At 39.5% G+C, this 16583-nt stretch carries 17 protein-coding genes, 1 tRNA gene and 1 pseudogene; 17 read left to right on the forward strand and 2 right to left on the reverse strand.

From position 1 onward, the window contains the following. Positions 1 to 25 precede the first annotated feature (25 nt). From EP1X_RS02275 to EP1X_RS02290, 4 genes are all read left to right on the forward strand, one after another. Positions 26 to 949 (forward strand): SPASM domain-containing protein, encoded by a 924-nt coding sequence (locus tag EP1X_RS02275; protein ID WP_055281275.1) that lies wholly within the window; start codon positions 26 to 28, stop codon positions 947 to 949. Positions 950 to 1001: 52 nt separating this feature from the next. Beyond that, positions 1002 to 1490: an adenosine-specific kinase gene (locus tag EP1X_RS02280; RefSeq protein ID WP_055281277.1), complete on the forward strand. Its 489-nt coding sequence runs from the start codon at positions 1002 to 1004 to the stop codon at positions 1488 to 1490. Between the two features lie 76 nt (positions 1491 to 1566). Beyond that, positions 1567 to 2127 (forward strand): XTP/dITP diphosphatase, encoded by a 561-nt coding sequence (locus EP1X_RS02285; RefSeq protein WP_055281279.1) that lies wholly within the window; start codon positions 1567 to 1569, stop codon positions 2125 to 2127. Between the two features lie 56 nt (positions 2128 to 2183). Further along, complete coding sequence (locus EP1X_RS02290) at positions 2184 to 2636, forward strand: Lrp/AsnC family transcriptional regulator (RefSeq protein WP_055281281.1); 453 nt, start codon at positions 2184 to 2186, stop codon at positions 2634 to 2636. Between the two features lie 107 nt (positions 2637 to 2743). Here EP1X_RS02290 and EP1X_RS10045 read toward each other — a convergent pair. Beyond that, positions 2744 to 2884 (reverse strand) — tRNA-Trp (locus tag EP1X_RS10045). Positions 2885 to 3139: 255 nt separating this feature from the next. Between EP1X_RS10045 and EP1X_RS02295 the strand changes: the two genes are divergently transcribed. Next, on the forward strand, positions 3140 to 3883 hold the full coding sequence (locus EP1X_RS02295) for a KaiC domain-containing protein (protein ID WP_055281283.1): 744 nt from the start codon (positions 3140 to 3142) through the stop codon (positions 3881 to 3883). A gap of 12 nt (positions 3884 to 3895) precedes the next feature. Next, positions 3896 to 4741 carry a transcriptional regulator gene (locus tag EP1X_RS02300; RefSeq protein ID WP_055281285.1) on the forward strand — a complete coding sequence of 282 codons (846 nt, stop codon included), beginning with the start codon at positions 3896 to 3898 and terminating at the stop codon, positions 4739 to 4741. Here EP1X_RS02300 and speD read toward each other — a convergent pair whose 3' ends face one another. Continuing rightward, a complete protein-coding gene (gene speD, locus EP1X_RS02305; protein ID WP_055281287.1) occupies positions 4742 to 5158 on the reverse strand; it encodes an adenosylmethionine decarboxylase in 417 nt (138 codons plus the stop codon). A 145-nt stretch (positions 5159 to 5303) separates the two neighbouring features. Between speD and EP1X_RS02310 the strand changes: the two genes are divergently transcribed. The 11 genes and pseudogenes from EP1X_RS02310 (at position 5304) to EP1X_RS02360 (ending at position 16563) form a co-directional block, all read left to right on the forward strand. Further along, entirely contained in the window at positions 5304 to 6155 is an 852-nt protein-coding gene (locus EP1X_RS02310; protein ID WP_055281289.1) for a protein translocase subunit SecF, read from the forward strand. Further along, the gene (locus EP1X_RS02315) at positions 6152 to 7669 is read left to right on the forward strand and encodes a preprotein translocase subunit SecD (protein ID WP_055281291.1); all 1518 of its coding nucleotides are present in this window, start codon (positions 6152 to 6154) and stop codon (positions 7667 to 7669) included. Before EP1X_RS02310 ends, EP1X_RS02315 begins: the two co-directional genes overlap by 4 nt. Positions 7670 to 7675: 6 nt before the next feature. Beyond that, positions 7676 to 8371, forward strand: a complete 696-nt coding sequence (locus EP1X_RS02320; protein WP_055281294.1) for a TrkA family potassium uptake protein — start codon at positions 7676 to 7678, stop codon at positions 8369 to 8371. Between the two features lie 168 nt (positions 8372 to 8539). Next, on the forward strand, positions 8540 to 8851 hold the full coding sequence (locus EP1X_RS02325; RefSeq protein WP_055281295.1) for a V-type ATP synthase subunit H: 312 nt from the start codon (positions 8540 to 8542) through the stop codon (positions 8849 to 8851). Positions 8852 to 8854: 3 nt separating this feature from the next. Continuing rightward, positions 8855 to 10840, forward strand: coding sequence for a V-type ATP synthase subunit I (locus EP1X_RS02330; RefSeq protein WP_055281297.1), 1986 nt, complete (start codon positions 8855 to 8857; stop codon positions 10838 to 10840). A 13-nt stretch (positions 10841 to 10853) separates the two neighbouring features. Then, the gene (locus tag EP1X_RS02335) at positions 10854 to 11339 is read left to right on the forward strand and encodes an ATP synthase subunit K (protein WP_055281299.1); all 486 of its coding nucleotides are present in this window, start codon (positions 10854 to 10856) and stop codon (positions 11337 to 11339) included. Positions 11340 to 11373: 34 nt separating this feature from the next. Next, positions 11374 to 11985, forward strand: a complete 612-nt coding sequence (locus EP1X_RS02340) for a V-type ATP synthase subunit E (protein WP_055281301.1) — start codon at positions 11374 to 11376, stop codon at positions 11983 to 11985. Between the two features lie 5 nt (positions 11986 to 11990). Further along, positions 11991 to 13101, forward strand: a pseudogene (locus EP1X_RS02345) (V-type ATP synthase subunit C). Then, positions 13098 to 13406, forward strand: coding sequence for a V-type ATP synthase subunit F (locus tag EP1X_RS02350; protein WP_055281303.1), 309 nt, complete (start codon positions 13098 to 13100; stop codon positions 13404 to 13406). The pseudogene EP1X_RS02345 and the gene EP1X_RS02350 overlap by 4 nt, the downstream one beginning before the upstream one ends. A 5-nt stretch (positions 13407 to 13411) precedes the next feature. Beyond that, complete coding sequence (locus EP1X_RS02355; RefSeq protein WP_055281305.1) at positions 13412 to 15169, forward strand: ATP synthase subunit A; 1758 nt, start codon at positions 13412 to 13414, stop codon at positions 15167 to 15169. Positions 15170 to 15174: 5 nt separating this feature from the next. Further along, positions 15175 to 16563, forward strand: a complete 1389-nt coding sequence (locus tag EP1X_RS02360; RefSeq protein ID WP_055281307.1) for an ATP synthase subunit B — start codon at positions 15175 to 15177, stop codon at positions 16561 to 16563. Positions 16564 to 16583 lie beyond the last annotated feature (20 nt).

A 16583-nucleotide genomic window follows, 5' to 3' on the forward strand; every position in this document is an offset into this window, starting at 1 on the left:
ATTTTCTTCCTTTTTTGGTGGTTAAATGGAAACAGTTCGAAATAATATCTTGTGGCCGAAGCCCAAGAATATCACGGCCTTTGCTAAACCACCATGGGCTGAAAAAGAACATACAGGAAAGCTGGAGAGACTCATAGTGCAACTTGGAGCAGGAAACGGAAAATTTTCAGAAATAACTGGAATTCCAAGATCTATAGGTTGTATTGGCAATAATAGATTCATACTAAGAGAAGATCCAGTGGAAGTAGATCGGATAAAGGAAATACTCTATGAGTTCTCTTTGATCTCAGGTGGTGATTTGTATCTTACCAATTATGATGATCCAAGGACTCTTGAGGAAATAAGCAACTATGCGGCTTCTTTAGATATTGAGAATGTATATGCGGTTGTGAAACTTGAGGATTTTAACAAAATTTCTCTTTCTCCTGGTGTGAAGCCCATTGTGGAGTTAGAATATTCGAAGGAAAATGTCGAAAAAGCTGTTACGCTGGAAGATGTTCATGCTTTGCTTCTTATGGTGCAAAGTAAGGAGGTAGAGAAGGTCTTTGATATTCCATTTTATGGTGAAATTTATGTAGATCTGCTCTTTCCAGGCTCTTTAAGAAAAGTTGATTTCGACCTCATGGAGGTGAAAAGGGTATATACTCCTACACCTGAGTACCACCCATGTTTGAGTGGTACTCTCGCGATTACAGGAGAGGGGTTTGTTCTTCCCTGTCCACTTTTAAGGAACTTTATCGGAGGGAATATAAAACAAATGACTCTCAAACAAATACTTAGAAAACGCAAACTTAAGAGATTCTGGAAACTAAAAAAAGCCTCTTTAGAGGCATGTAATGGGTGTCCATTTGCTCCTATATGTCATGATTGTCGGGCCTTGGAGTATAGGGCATCTGGGGATATTTATGGAATTGAGTATTGTCCGCTTGATGGAGAATTTTTTAAATAATTGTGCAAAAAAGTTTTATGTATAGAATGTTATGTAATGAGGGGTGGGTGAAATGGTCAAGATTGAAGTTGTTAATGTGGAAAAACCAGAGGGCGCTGAATGTATAATTGGTCAAGGGAACTTCTCAATATTTACTGTTGATGACTTAGCTCGAGCACTTTTAACTGCAGTGCCAGGGATAAAGTTTGGAATTGCTATGAATGAGGCAAAGCCTCAGTTAACCAGATATACTGGGAATGATAAAGAACTAGAGGAAGTGGCGGCAAAAAATGCTCTAAAAATTGGGGCTGGACATGTATTTGTTATAGTTATGAAAGATGCATTTCCAATAAATGTGCTAAACACAGTTAAGAATCATCCAGCAGTTGTGATGGTTTATGGGGCCAGTGAAAATCCATTACAGGTTATAGTTGCTGAAACTGAGCTTGGTAGGTCTGTTCTTGGAATAGTTGATGGAAAAGCTGCCAATAGGATTGAAACTGCTGAACAGAAGAAAGAAAGAAGGGAATTAGTGGAGAAGATAGGATATACCATTGACTGAAACCCTTCGCTAGGCTGAGGGGCACTGAGCTCAATCTTTTTAACTTTCTAATTCTTTTGATGAGTAGGTGGAAGACATGAGGATGATTTTTGTAACATCTAACAAAGGAAAATTAGATGAGGTTAGAAGCTACCTTTCCCCCCTTGGGATTGAAGTTATACAAAAAAAGGTGGAATATCCCGAGATACAAGCAAATACTCTTGAGGAAGTTGTGACTTTTGGGATTAATTGGTTGAAGGACTATTTTGATCAACCTTTCTTCATAGACGATTCGGGCCTTTTTATTGAGGCTTTTCATGGTTTTCCGGGGGTCTATTCTGCATATATTTACAGAACTCTCGGAAATGAGGGGATACTAAAGTTAATGGCGGGGCTAGAAAATAGGAAAGCTTATTTTAAAAGTGTAATTGGATATTATGATGGAGAGTTACATCTCTTTAAGGGCATTGTATATGGAAAGATCATTGATCAAAAACGAGGAGAGCATGGGTTTGGGTTTGATCCAATCTTCTTGCCAGATGGAAGTACTAAAACATTTGCTGAGATGGCCACTAGCGAGAAAAACAAGATTTCACATAGGGGTAGGGCATTGACAGAATTTGCAAGATGGTTAAAAGAAAACCTTAAAAAGAGTTAATTGACAATATCTATCCGTAATTTGTTGGAAATATGACAATTATGTGGGGGATTTGGATGAGTGATGCAATTGATGCTGTGGATTTAAAACTGCTTAAAGAGCTTAAAGAAAACTCAAGGGAAAACATCGCTACTCTAAGTAAAAAACTTGGGATTCCAAGGACGACTGTGCATTATAGAATTAAGAAACTCATTAACGAAGGAATTATAGAAAAATTCACAATCAAACCTAACTACAAAAAGCTTAACTTGGGGACTACAGCGTTTATCTTAGCTAGGTATGACCCGGAATTTGGCCTTTCTCAAAGAGAAGTGGCTAAAAAAATTGCACAGATTGAAGGGGTTCATGAAGTTCACATAATTGCTGGTGAATGGGACCTCTTAATAAAGATTAGGGCACCCTCAGCTGAGGAGATAGGAAAAGTTGTCGTTGACAAACTTAGAGAGGTTAAAGGAGTAGGGCAGACCGTAACAATGGTTTCGTTTGTGACAGTTAAAGAAGAGCTCTGAATTTTCGGGGCGATGATTACCGTTCTCCTTTCTGATTTTATGATGATGCGAGGAATTGTATGAGCCCTCTAAGTTTCTTTCTTATCTTTTCTCAGAAGAGCGTGGGATGGTGGGGGCGCGGGGATTTGAACCCCGGTCCGCGGGTTTCTCCGGGTCAGAGCTCCAAAGGCTCATCCCCAAATCAGCAAACCCGCTCGTCTTCACACCTCTGGAGCCCGCGATGATAGACCAGGCTACACCACGCCCCCGCCAATAACACTAAATTAGGTCTCAATTTATAAAGTTTGCGATAAAATTAGAGAAGTTAATAAATTATTTAGTCTCTCTTTTGCTCTGAAATAGGCCTTTTGGGTGTAGTCTGTACTTTGTATTCCTTCTCACGAGTTCTCTGCACCGTAAAATTTAAATACTTCTACTCAATATAATACCAAATGGTAACTAAAATCACTGTTCTCTTGAAATCCTATAAAACTTATCAACAACCTTCATAGGAGGTGATAGAAGTGATAAAAAGGGTTGAAACAGGGATACCAGGTATGGATGAAATACTTCATGGTGGAATTCCTGAAAGGAACGTAGTTCTGCTTAGTGGGGGTCCAGGAACAGGAAAGACGATTTTTAGCCAGCAATTCCTGTGGAATGGGTTGCAGAAAGGAGAACCAGGAATTTATGTTGCATTAGAGGAACATCCAGTTCAGATTAGACAGAACATGGCCCAGTTTGGTTGGGATATTAGGCCTTATGAGGACCAAGGAATGTTCGCTATGGTCGATGCTTTTACAGCAGGGATTGGGAGATCAAAGGAATATGAGAAATATATAGTCCACGATTTGACAGACCTTAGAGAGTTTATTGATGTTCTCAGACAAGCCATAAAGGATATAGACGCTAAGAGGGTAGTGGTAGATTCTGTAACAACCCTTTATATAAACAAGCCGGCTATAGCGAGAAGTATAATTCTACAGTTGAAAAGAGTTTTAGCCGGAACAGGGTGTACAAGTATATTTGTGAGCCAGATTAGTGTTGGAGAAAGAGGATTTGGTGGACCTGGGGTAGAGCATGGAGTTGATGGTATTATAAGGTTAGATCTAGACGAAATCGATGGAGAGCTCAAGCGTTCTCTCACAGTATGGAAAATGAGAGGTACAAGTCACTCAATGAGGAGACATCCCTTTGATATAACAGATAAGGGAATTATAGTTTATGCAAATAAAATACTGAAGAGAGGTGGAATTGTAGAAATCTGAGGGGGTGGGAGGATGAAAATAGAAATACCCCTTAACCCAATTGGGAGACAGGAGATTCACCAATTGGAGAGTATCCTTCTCTTTGCAACTCTCTTTAGGCCAGAGGTTATCGAGTTAATTAAGGACTCAGCAGAGAGGTTAACGTGGGTTGATAGTCTGGCAGTTGCAGCTGGAGCAATAGCAAGAGAAAAAGCAGGAATGATAACAAGTGAAATCGCAAGGGAGCTTGGAAGAACAGAGCAGACCATAAGAAAACATCTTAAAGGTGAAAGCAAGGCAGGACAGCTGGTGAGAGAGACTTACGAACTAATTAAGCAAGGAAAGCTGGATGAATTAATAAAAACAATTGAAATAATTGAGAAGGGCGGACTAAAGGAAGTCATTGCAAAAGAGGAGTATGAAAAATTGATGAAAGAGTACGAGAAACTCAAATTAGAGTATGAGGCGGTCAAAAAAGAACTTGAGAAGATGAAAGAGATTGTAAGACTTGCGGAAGCTGAAAAGGCCCAAGAAGAAATAGAAAGATTAAGAAAAGAGCTTGAAAAAACAAGGATGGACTTTGAGAGACTTAAAAAAGAGAAGAAAAGTATTGAGAAAGAGTTGATGGAAACTAAACTAAAACTCATGGAGCTCCAGAGCAAAAGAGTGGAGGAAGAAAAGCTTAAACAGCTCGAAGAGGAAGTTAAAAAGCTGGAAGACCAGCTTCGCGAAAAAGAGGAAGAAATCAAAAGATTAAATGAAGAAAAGAGGTCTTTAGTTCAGAAAATCGAAGAGCTCGAGGCTTATAAGATCAAGTTTGAGAATATTAAGGATAAGATAGAGAAAATAAGGATGGAACTTGAAAAACTTCTTGAATGACTATTTTTCATTTCTTCTATCAAGCTTTTCTTCCCAAGTTAGTATCATATGGGTAAAGGTACCTTCTTCTTCCTTAATACCTCTCTTGACTTCTGAAACGTGAGCATATTGGGCCTTGAAGTGTTCAAGAATATAGTCCACTGCTTTCTCCGGGTCTGCTTTCTCTCCACATGTGTAAACATCTAGTGCTGCATAACCTTCTTCAGGCCATGTGTGGACTGATATATGACTCTCAGCGACGATGACCACACCACTAACCCCAGTTGGAGAGAACCTAAAGAAGTAGCTGGCTTTTATCTCCATGTCCCCTGCTTTTGCTGCACCGATGAAAATCTCTCTTATTTTGTTAGGGTCTTTCAAAACTTCTGGATCACATCCTGAAGCCTCAACTACGTAGTGATATCCAATAGTATCCATGAGCATCACCTAATCCAGTTATTCACCTTAGGTTTTAAAAGTTGCGTGTCTAGTAAGTGCGCTATTGAATAGATTTTTAAATGCTACGGTGGAGTATCTAAAAAGACAATGCCGTACATTAAAAACCACGTAAGAGGTGAACAGGATGCTTGAGAATACTCTCAAAAAGCTTGCTGCTACTGATCCTAAAAAAATGATAACTTATCCACTAATTGTTTTTCTTGTAGCGGTTTTAATACTTGCAGTTCACTTTCCAAACCTTGGAACTGACCTCAAGGGAGGAGTTGTTGTAACTCTTCATGGAGGAAATGTGGATTCAAAAGAAGTGGAAAGTCTCTTAAAGCAAGAAAACTTTGATGTAGTAGTTAGGGAAGTTAAAAGTATAACTGGAGATACTAAAATCGAGATAAGAGCTTCTACAGATGTTAATGTTCAACATATCATTGAGGTAGTAAAATCGAAGTATCCTGATGTTACGATATCTCAAACTCAATTTGGTCCAAGTTTATCAAGAACTGCTCAAGAACAAAGTTTAAAAGCTGTCTCACTAGCGTTTCTTGGAATGGCAGTCGTTGTGTTTCTATTTTTCAGAGTGCCAGTCCCTTCTTTAACAGTTATATTCTCAGCTTTTTCTGATATGACAATAGCCCTAGCATTGATGAGCATTTTCGGTTTAGAACTAACACAAGCAACTATTGCCGCTTTGTTAATGCTTATAGGTTATTCAGTTGATAGTAATATCCTTCTAACTACTAAACTTCTAAGGAGGAAAGAAGATACAGTTGAAGATGCTTACTTTTCAGCAGTCTCTACAGGATTTACAATGAGTACCACAACCTTGGGAGCTCTAGCTTCATTGTGGATTCTTTCTCAAGCTGAGGTTATAGACATGATTGCAATTGTATTGATCTTTGGGTTGCTTGCCGATTTCATGAACACGTGGATACTTAATGCTGGAGTTCTAAGATGGTATATCCAGAGAGGTGAGAAGAGATGAATCTGAAGAAGATCCTCTTAAACGGCAGAGTTCTTTTGCTCATACTTGTCATCTTAGGATCTATAGTTACAATACTCTCTCAAGGTATAACTTATGGACTGGATATTAGTGGTGGTGTTGAAATCACAGTCCAACTTGAAAAGCCAGTAGACCAAAATATTATGGAAGAAGTTAGGACATCTTTGGAAACGAGATTAAACACTCTTGGAGTTAAGGATATCACCTTAGAGCCTTGGGGAGATCAAATAATTAAAATACGAGTTGCAAATGTTACTGAAGAGGAGGCAAACAGTATTATAGATACAATAAATCGTCAGGGTGTTTTTTATGCAGAATTTAATGGAATCATATTTGCTACTGGAGAGGACATCAAGAGAGTAGACCAAGTTAGTTATGAGCCTAGAGAGGCCAGCTGGATAGTTCCATTCTCGATTTCAAAAGAGGCTGCGGAAAAATTTGCTCAACTAGCCCTTGGAAAGGTCGGATATCCGGTAGATATATTCCTTGACCCTCCTGTGAACTCGCTTTTAATAGTTTCCCAAGATGTCTACGCGGTTATGATAAATGAGTTTCAATTTGTACCAGATGCTAAATCACTTCCCCAGAGACTCAAAGAGGCATTTAATATTGATGTTATCGCATATGGAAACCAGACTGCAGAAGAAATAGCTAAACTTGCAGAAGGCAAAGAAAAGGTTATCTTAATTGGGGTTAATGGTAATCTCGAGTCTCAGTTGAAAAACTTTGGAATAAAAGTGGAAAAAAGAGAACCACGTGCAGGGGAGGCTATAGACGAGTTTATTAGGAGGGTTATAGGTTTATATGGTCCATATAAGCTACAAGAAGGCCTCACAACAGGAGAACCACATACAGAGCTTGCAATATCAATTGGGGGTGCTAAAGAGGATATTGTTGCAATGAGACAGGCTCAAGTTGTCTCTGTAGTTCTTAGAAGTGGGTCATTGCCTGTAAAAGTATTTGTAGAGGGAGTTAACTACATTCCACCTACCTTAGGAGAGCAATTTAAAAGTCAGGTCTTGCGAGCAGGTTTAGTGGCATTGCTTGTGGTAGGCTTTGTTGTGTATCTTCACTATAGGAAAGTACGGATAGCAGTTCCAGTAGTAATAACCAGCTTAAGTGAGGTTATAGCAATTTTAGGAATTGCAGCCCTGATTAAATGGAACCTTGACCTTCCAAGTATTGCGGGTATAATAGCAGCCATTGGTACTGGAGTTGACCAACAGATAGTCATAACTGATGAACTCTTGGGAGGAAAGAAGATAGGGAAAATAACAAAAAGAAGTGGTATTCTGAAGAGGATGGGAAGAGCATTTTTCGTCATATGGGCCTCAGCAACCACCACAATAGTGGCAATGAGCTTCCTATTTAAGTTCTTTGTTGGAGGGCTAAGAGGATTTGCATTCACTACAATACTTGGAGTACTCATTGGAATCTTAATAACAAGGCCAGCATATGCTGAAATCGCGAAAATACTCCTCGCTGAGGAGAGGTGACGTTGAATGTTTGTTGTGATAATGGGTGCTGGAAGAGTTGGTTATCTTGTGGCCAAAATGTTGGAAAATGAAGGGCACGATGTTACGATAATTGACATAAACAAAGAAAGAGCTAAGGAACTCTCTTTCCTTATTAATGGGCTTGTACTCGAAGGAGATGCAACAGATCAGAAAACTCTAGAAGAGGCTAATGTTAAGCAGGCAGATACCTTTGCGGCTTTAACTGGCAGGGATGATGCAAATATTTTAGCATGCATCCTTGCAAAGCATTTGAATCCCAAAATAAAGACCATCCTCAGAATAAGCAAGCCCAAGAATAAGGAGGTCTTTGAGAGGGTTGAAGATTTAAAGAAATACTTTGATGTGGTCATAAGCCCTGAAGAAATTGCGGCCAATTACATTTTCAGAAGCATAACAATTCCTGGCTTTGATAGAGTGCTTTTCCCAAGAGAAGGTGCGGAGATTGTAAAGTTCCCATTGAATGATGGAAGTGAGATCTCAGAAAAGGTTGTTAAGGAGCTTAATTTACCCAAGGACTCTCTTATAGTTGCAATATATGACGAGAAAGGAAATCTGATTATTCCCTCAGGAGACACAAAATTACCAAAGAAAGGAGAAGTTGTGGTTTTTGCAAAGAATGCAGTATTAAAAGATATTAAAACTGTATTTGAGCGAAAGAAAACTACCGAAGGTCAGAGTTGACTAATGTTCAATAGTGAATATGAATCTTTATTTTTGTTTTATCATTTATGCAAAAATTTTCATCTTTCCTGTTCTTCTTTGTGCACTTTTGAGCATAAATTATTTAAAGTATTCACTTAACACTCCTTTGAAACGGTTACTTTCATTAACTTCATCGGAGGGCTTTTCATGGAGACAATCATTAAAGAAATTGTAGATGCGGAGAAAAAGGCAGAAGAAAGGATTGAAAAGGCAAAAGGAGATGCAAAGACAATAATTGACCGGGCAAAAGAGGAAGCAAGAAGGATTGAAGAGCAAATAATAAATGAGGCCCAAAAACAGGCGAACTCTTTAATAGAAGAGAAAAGAAAAGAAGGACAGGTTGAAGCAGAGAAAATTACAAAGGATGGAGAAAAGGAGATTGAAGAGATAAAACTCAAAGCAGAACAAAATTTTGAGAAAGCTATTGATGAGGCAGTAAAACTCATTAGAGGGAGATGATGTATGTTTAAACCTGAAGAAATGGTGAAGATCGAGGTTCTCAGTTTAAACCGTTATAAAGATTCCCTTCTTACTTACCTTCATGAAGAGGGAGTTTTGGAGATCAGAGAGATAGAAGTAAGTTTGGCTCAAAGAGACGCTCCTAATGAATTCTACAGAAAAGCAGCATCTTACAGCATAGGTCTCTCGAGATTAATCGATTTTTTGGGTAACTATAAGGAAGGGGTACAGGGAGGCCTTAAAGGATTTATTTTTCCACAATTAAAGTCAAAGAAGAGATATAAATACAGAGGGATAGAAGAGCTGATAAAAGAGATAGAATCTTTTCTAAAAATTGCTGAACCTAAAATTAAAGAAGTAGAGGCTAAAATAACCTCTCTAAACACAGAACTAGAGAGGATAAAAACAGAGATAGAAATCTTAGAATTGCTTGCTGCAATTGATTTGGAGATAGAATACCTTAAGCCCACGAAGAGTGTAGAGATAGCAGTTGGTTTTATTGAAAGAGAAAAATTTGACCCTCTAATTAAAGAACTACTCACCACCCTACAAAATAGAATTGCCTATGTGTCAAAGGAACTAAAAGGAAAATATCTGGTTGTTTTTGCTATCTTGAAAAAAGATTACGATAAGGCTAATCCAATCCTTGCAAAATATTCCTTTGAACGTCTTGAAGTTCCAGATGTAAAGGGTAAACCAATGGAAGCTATAGAAGACCTTCGAAAGGAGATGGAGTTAAAGAAACAAGAGCTAGAATCTGTTGAAGAAGAGGCTAGAACCCTTGCAAAACAGTACCATGACGAACTTGTATTTTACCAGGAACTTATGGAGAATGAAAGAGAGAAAGCAAACATGCTAGGGAACCTGGTGAGAACCAACATGACATTTGCACTTGTAGGATGGGTACCTAAGAAACATGTACCTCATATCACAGAAGGCATCAAAAAAATAACTCACGGAAAGGTGTATGTTAATACAAAAGCTCCAACAAAAGAAGAGTTTGATGAGATACCAATTAAGCTCAAGAACCCAAGGTTTATAGAACCCTTTGAACTGTTAACAGAGATGTTCGGAGTTCCAAAGTATAATGAATTAGACCCAACTCCAGTACTGGCATTTACTTATTCATTCTTCTTTGGTTTCATGCTTACAGACTTCCTTTATGGACTGATCATAGCTACTGTGGCAGCTTTGCTGATTAAGGGGCATAAAAAACTAAATGATGGGACCTACAAGTTTTCAAATGTCCTAGTCTGGAGTGCGTTCTTCACAATCGTAATGGGGGTTCTCTTTGGCAGCTATTTTGGAGATGCTCTTCAAAGAGCTGGAATAAATGTTCCAGCGTTATTAGATCCATTAAGGGGTGCATTAACAGTTTTAGGTCTAGCACTGGCTATAGGGCTTATTCACTTGTTTGTAGGATACACCCTTGGCTTTATAGTAAAGTTCAGGAATGGAGAAGTAAAAGACGCAATCTTCGATCAACTTTCTTGGATGCTAATAATCTTCGGAGTGGTGTTTCTAGCATTAGCAATGGCAAACATGATAAGCATGCTTCCAGGAGAGGTCATTTTTGGAGTTGGATTTATATTATTTGCAATATCACAATTTAGAAGCGATCTACCACTACCAATGAGATTCCTAATGACAATCTCCAACTTCTTCGGATTTGTGGGGAACTGGCTTAGCTATGCACGTCTAATGGCATTAGCATTGGCAACCGCAGGAATAGCAATGGTCATAAACATAATTGTCCAATTGATATGGGGAATAAAAGTTGGGCCTATACCATTGGGAATAGCGGTAGGGGCCGTGGTCTTTATTGGGGGTCATATATTTTCAACTGCTATAAACGCCCTTGGGGCATTTGTTCACGCTTTGCGTTTACACTATGTTGAGTTTTTTGGGACCTTCTATTCAGGAGAAGGTAAAAAATTTGAGCCATTTAAAGCTAAAAGAGAAGTATCTGAACTTGAATTAGAGATTTAGGAGGTGTAGGAATATGGAACCAATAGTTTACGTTGCATTGGGTGCTGCACTTGCGGCTGGTATTGCTGGAGCTGCATCTTCATTTGGAGTTGGTATTGCTGGAGCTGCTGCAGCTGGAGCAGTTGCTGAAGATGAAAAGAACTTTAGAAACGCCTTGGTACTCCAGGGTCTACCAATGACCCAGAGTATTTATGGGTTGATTACTCTCTTCCTTATAGCTCTAGTCTCTGGAATACTTGGAGGAACCTTCAGATTTGCTGAAAGTACCACAGATAATGTAATTAAAGCGGCAATACTTTTGGGTGCTGGTTTAACTGTTGGGTTAACAGGATTATCAGCAATTCCACAGGGTATTATTGCATCAGCAGGTATTGGAGCTACTGCAAAGAACCCCAAGACATTCACACAGTCAATTATCTTTGCTGCTATGGCCGAGACAATGGCTATCTTTGGTTTGGTCGGTGCGTTGATCCTCATAATTACGGGAGTTGGCTTCTGAGCCTTCTCCCCAACATTTCAAGGAGGAGTCACTAATGGAAGGAGCAAAACTAATTATCGAGGAGATTAACAGAGAGGCAGAACAGAAAATAAAATACATTTTAGAAGAGGCGGAACATAAAGCAGAGGAGATTAAAAAAGAAGCCGAGAGAAGAGCCAAAGCAAAAGCAGATTGGATTATTAGAAAAGCTCAAACTCAAGCAGAAATGGAAAAACAGAGAATAATAGCAAATGCGAAGCTTGAAGTTAGGAGGAGGAAGCTTGCACTTCAAGAAAAATTGATCAATGAAGTTATAGACTCCATAAAGGAAAGATTAGCTTCAATTCCGGAAGAAGAATATTTAGAGGTACTTAAGGGTCTAATAGTTGAGGGGATTCAGGAACTTGGAGAGGAAAAAGTGGTACTTAGCTCAAATGAGAGAACACATTCTTTGATAGAAGAGCACTTAGAAGAAATAAAAGGGATTGTAAAAGAAAAGATTGGTAAAGATGTGGAAATCTCACTTGGAGAGCCTCTGGAAACCCTAGGTGGCGTGGTCATACAAAATTCCACAAAAACGATAAGGATAGATAATACTTTTGAGACTAGGATGGAGAGACTTCAATCTGAGTTAAGGGCTAAAATAGCAAAAATCTTATTTGGGTGAGGGATGTGGAAGTAGGAACCATAACTGCACTGTTGGACACGAGCTTGGCAGTTATTTTTACATGGATAGCATACAAAACGGGTCAGATATTGTGGAAATATACTCCCTATTCATACCCTAATGCAAGGATTAATGCTATGGAGGCGAGGTTATTTACTGAACAAAAACTAGGGGAACTTGCGGAGTCAAAAACACTTAACAACTTTGTCATGAACTTGGAAGATAGTGATTATAAACCATATTTAGGAAATTTGACTTCTTTAAATGCAGAAGCTATCGACAAAGCTCTAGAAGTATCTCTAGCAGACACATACAGACTAATGATGGAAATTTTGCCGAAGAGGACGAGAGTATTCTTCCAACTTCTTCTTGAAGAGTGGGACATTAGAAACATTTCTTCAGTAGTTAAAGCCAAATTAAGAGGAGAAGTTGCAAGAGACTATGTCCATGAGTTGGGGACTATGGTGGAAAAGGTAAAAGCAATGGCGGAGGCAAAGACCTTAGAAGAAATTCTTGTTATACTTGAGGGCACAGAATACGAAGAACCCTATCAAAGGCTGCTCCTTAAGGAGATAACTTCAGAAGAATTTGAAACTGAATTATATAAAAAACACTATTCCAAGCTTCTTGAATATGCTGCTTCTCGGAAGGCGGAAGAGAAAAAGATTCTTGAAGAGTTTGTGAACTTGAAAATAGATAAAATAAACCTAATTACGATCTTAAGGGCAAAAGTACATAGGTTAAGTGCGGATAAAATCAGAAAAGCTCTTATTCCAGGTGGAAAGATAAACAGGAGAACACTTGAAACTCTATTAAATGTTGAGGACATTGAAATGGCACTAGCGGAACTCGATTCTACGGAATACTCCTCAATATTGAGAGATGTTCGGGATAAGGTTGTGGGAGATATATCAGCTTTTGAAAGAGCATTTGACAAGTATATTCAACAAAAAAATGGCAGAACTCACAAGATTCTATCCCCTCAGTATAGCTACTCCGGTAAGCTATATCCTTCAAAAAGAATCAGAAATTAGAAAGCTTAAGGCGATTGCTAAATTAATAGAGGATGGGCTAAAGCCAGAAATAATAAAGGGAATTGTGGGTGAGCAGCTATGAAGATAGTGGTATTGGGTGACAAGGACACAGCACTTGGCTTCAAACTTGCAGGAGTTCATGAAACGTATTCTTTTGGAGACGCACCACTTGAGATAGAGCGAGTGAGAAATAAACTAAGAGAGTTAGTAGAAAGAGAAGATGTTGGTGTGATATTTATAACAGAGCGTTTAGCTCAAAAAGTTGAGATTCCGGATGTTACACTCCCTATAATTCTTCAAATTCCTGATAAATATGGGTCATTATATGGTGAAGAACAACTAAGAGAAATTGTTAGACGGGCCATAGGTGTTGAGATAAAGAGGTGAAAGAAATGGGAAAGATAGTTAGGGTTACTGGACCATTAGTCGTTGCAGATGATATGAAAGGCTCTAGAATGTATGAAGTGGTTAGAGTAGGTGAATTGGGGCTTATTGGGGAAATCATTAGGCTGGAAGGTGACAAAGCAGTTATTCAGGTTTATGAAGAAACTGCTGGTATTAGACCAGGGGAGCCTGTTGTAGGTACAGGAGCATCTTTGAGTGTTGAACTTGGACCAGGATTGCTCACTTCAATATATGATGGAATTCAAAGGCCTCTTGAGATATTGAGAGACCAAAGTGGAGATTTTATAGGTAGAGGGCTTACAGCTCCTGCTCTTCCAAGGGACAAAAAGTGGCATTTTACACCAACTGTTAAAGTAGGAGACAAGGTAGTTGAGGGAGATATAATCGGAACTGTCCCAGAAACGGGGATTATAGAACACAAAATAATGATTCCACCAAGAGTTAACGGAGAAATCGTTGAAATCGCTGGGGAAGGGGATTACACAATAGAAGAAGTTATTGCAAAAGTTAAAATGCCCAATGGCGAAATTAAAGAGCTCAAAATGTATCAAAGATGGCCAGTTCGTGTAAAAAGGCCCTATAAACAGAAACTTCCTCCAGAAATTCCACTTATTACAGGACAAAGGACTATTGATACTTTCTTCCCACAGGCCAAAGGTGGTACTGCGGCAATTCCTGGGCCCTTTGGTTCAGGTAAGACGGTCACCCAACACCAACTTGCAAAATGGAGTGATGCAGAAGTTGTGGTGTATATCGGATGTGGGGAAAGAGGAAATGAGATGACAGATGTGCTTGAAGAGTTCCCCAAGCTTAAGGATCCGAGAACAGGAAAACCATTAATGGAGAGGACAGTACTTATAGCCAATACTTCAAACATGCCTGTTGCAGCAAGAGAGGCTTCAATTTATACTGGAATTACAATAGCAGAGTACTTTAGAGACATGGGATATAATGTGGCCTTAATGGCAGATTCAACCTCAAGATGGGCAGAAGCTTTGAGAGAAATTTCTGGAAGACTTGAGGAAATGCCAGGTGAGGAAGGATATCCTGCTTATCTAGCTTCAAAGGTAGCAGAGTTCTATGAGAGAGCTGGTAGAGTAAAGACTTTGGGAAGTGATGAGAGAATTGGAAGTGTTAGTGTTATTGGTGCAGTATCGCCACCAGGCGGTGATCTAAGCGATCCTGTTGTGCAGAACACATTGAGAGTGGTTAAAGTATTCTGGGCATTAGATGCAGATCTTGCAAGGAGAAGACACTTCCCAGCCATAAATTGGCTCACAAGTTATTCCCTTTATGTGGACTCAATAAAAGATTGGTGGCACATTAACGTTGATCCAGAATGGAAGTCAATGAGAGATGAGGCAATGGCACTTTTGCAAAAAGAATCTGAACTTCAGGAAATAGTCAGAATAGTTGGTCCAGATGCATTGCCAGAAAGGGAGAAAGCTATTCTTCTCGTAGCGAGGATGATTAGAGAGGACTACCTCCAGCAAGACGCTTTCCATGAAGTTGATACTTATTGCCCACCGAAGAAGCAAATAACAATGATGAAAGTTATACTCAACTTTTACAAGTACACTATGGAAGCTGTAGATGCAGGAATTCCAGTTGAAGAGATTGTAAAATTGCCCGTTAGGGAAGAGATAGGAAGAATGAAGTACAATCCAAGCGTCGAGGAGATAGCTGGCTTAATAGAAAAAACCAGAGCTCAATTTGAAGAACTCTTTAAGAAATACGGAGAGTGATAAAAATGCCTGCTATGGAGTACTCCACAATAAGCAAGATTTACGGTCCTTTAATGATTGTCCAAGGTGTTAGAGGAGTAGCATATGGTGAAGTTGTAGAGATTGAAGTTGAAGGTGGAGAGAAGAGGAAGGGACAGGTTCTTGAGGCAAGGGAGGATCTAGCAATCGTCCAAGTTTTCGAAGGAACAAGAGATTTGGACGTAAAAACCACGAGAGTAAGATTCACAGGGGAGACACTTAAAGTCCCAGTTTCAATGGACATGCTTGGTAGAGTGTTCAATGGTATAGGAGAGCCAATAGATGGTGGACCAGAGATAATTCCAGAGGAGAGAAGAGATGTTCATGGAGCCCCTCTTAACCCTGTAGCAAGAGCATATCCGAGAGACTTCATTCAAACAGGTATCTCTGCGATAGATGGGATGAACACGCTTGTTAGAGGCCAAAAGCTTCCAATATTTAGTGGTAGCGGTTTACCTCACAACATGCTTGCCGCTCAGATTGCAAGACAAGCAAAGGTTTTGGGAGAAGAAGAGCAGTTCGCGGTAGTGTTTGCAGCTATGGGTATTACCTATGAGGAGGCAAACTTCTTCAAAAAGAGTTTTGAAGAGACTGGTGCTATTGAAAGAGCTGTATTGTTCTTGAACCTCGCAGATGATCCAGCCATTGAGCGTATCATCACTCCTAGAATGGCCCTTACAGTTGCTGAGTACTTGGCCTTTGACTATGACATGCAGGTACTTGTGATCTTAACAGATATGACAAACTACGCAGAGGCTTTGAGAGAAATATCTGCTGCAAGAGAAGAAGTTCCTGGAAGAAGAGGTTATCCAGGTTACATGTATACTGATTTAGCTACAATTTATGAAAGAGCAGGGAGAGTGAGAGGTAGAAAGGGAAGTATAACTCAAATGCCAATATTAACGATGCCTGATGATGATATTACTCATCCAATACCAGACCTTACAGGCTACATCACAGAAGGACAGATCGTTCTGAGTAGGGACCTCCACAGAAAAGGTATCTACCCACCAATTGACGTTCTCCCAAGTCTTAGTCGTCTCATGAAGGATGGTATAGGAAAAGGAAGAACTAGGGAAGAACATTCACAACTCAGCCAGCAGCTCTATGCAGCATATGCTGAGGGTAGAAGCTTAAGAGATCTTGTGGCGGTAGTTGGTGAAGAAGCCCTCTCAGAGACTGATAGGAAATATCTACAATTTGCAGATAAGTTCGAGAGGGAGTTCGTTGCGCAGGGGTATGATGAGGACAGAGGAATCTTTGAGACTTTAGACCTTGGATGGGATCTTCTCTCAGTACTACCAGAGTCAGAGCTCAAGAGAGTTGAGAGGAAATACATAGAGAAGTATCATCCAAAGTACAGACACTCCTCTTAATTTCTTTATTCCTATTGAGG

The organism is Thermococcus sp. EP1, from assembly GCF_001317345.1.
Lineage (GTDB): Archaea > Methanobacteriota_B > Thermococci > Thermococcales > Thermococcaceae > Thermococcus_A.

Excerpts from the sequence above, each read along its gene's own strand:
- EP1X_RS02275 (WP_055281275.1), top strand. The coding sequence starts at position 26 with ATGGAAACAGTTCGAAATAATATCTTGTGGCCGAAGCCCAAGAATATC.
- EP1X_RS02280 (WP_055281277.1), top strand. The coding sequence starts at position 1,002 with ATGGTCAAGATTGAAGTTGTTAATGTGGAAAAACCAGAGGGCGCTGAA.
- EP1X_RS02285 (WP_055281279.1), top strand. The coding sequence starts at position 1,567 with ATGAGGATGATTTTTGTAACATCTAACAAAGGAAAATTAGATGAGGTT.
- EP1X_RS02290 (WP_055281281.1), top strand. The coding sequence starts at position 2,184 with ATGAGTGATGCAATTGATGCTGTGGATTTAAAACTGCTTAAAGAGCTT.
- EP1X_RS02300 (WP_055281285.1), top strand. The coding sequence starts at position 3,896 with ATGAAAATAGAAATACCCCTTAACCCAATTGGGAGACAGGAGATTCAC.
- speD (WP_055281287.1), bottom strand. The coding sequence starts at position 5,158 with ATGGATACTATTGGATATCACTACGTAGTTGAGGCTTCAGGATGTGAT.
- EP1X_RS02310 (WP_055281289.1), top strand. The coding sequence starts at position 5,304 with ATGCTTGAGAATACTCTCAAAAAGCTTGCTGCTACTGATCCTAAAAAA.
- EP1X_RS02315 (WP_055281291.1), top strand. The coding sequence starts at position 6,152 with ATGAATCTGAAGAAGATCCTCTTAAACGGCAGAGTTCTTTTGCTCATA.
- EP1X_RS02320 (WP_055281294.1), top strand. The coding sequence starts at position 7,676 with ATGTTTGTTGTGATAATGGGTGCTGGAAGAGTTGGTTATCTTGTGGCC.
- EP1X_RS02325 (WP_055281295.1), top strand. The coding sequence starts at position 8,540 with ATGGAGACAATCATTAAAGAAATTGTAGATGCGGAGAAAAAGGCAGAA.
- EP1X_RS02330 (WP_055281297.1), top strand. The coding sequence starts at position 8,855 with ATGTTTAAACCTGAAGAAATGGTGAAGATCGAGGTTCTCAGTTTAAAC.
- EP1X_RS02335 (WP_055281299.1), top strand. The coding sequence starts at position 10,854 with ATGGAACCAATAGTTTACGTTGCATTGGGTGCTGCACTTGCGGCTGGT.
- EP1X_RS02340 (WP_055281301.1), top strand. The coding sequence starts at position 11,374 with ATGGAAGGAGCAAAACTAATTATCGAGGAGATTAACAGAGAGGCAGAA.
- EP1X_RS02350 (WP_055281303.1), top strand. The coding sequence starts at position 13,098 with ATGAAGATAGTGGTATTGGGTGACAAGGACACAGCACTTGGCTTCAAA.
- EP1X_RS02355 (WP_055281305.1), top strand. The coding sequence starts at position 13,412 with ATGGGAAAGATAGTTAGGGTTACTGGACCATTAGTCGTTGCAGATGAT.
- EP1X_RS02360 (WP_055281307.1), top strand. The coding sequence starts at position 15,175 with ATGCCTGCTATGGAGTACTCCACAATAAGCAAGATTTACGGTCCTTTA.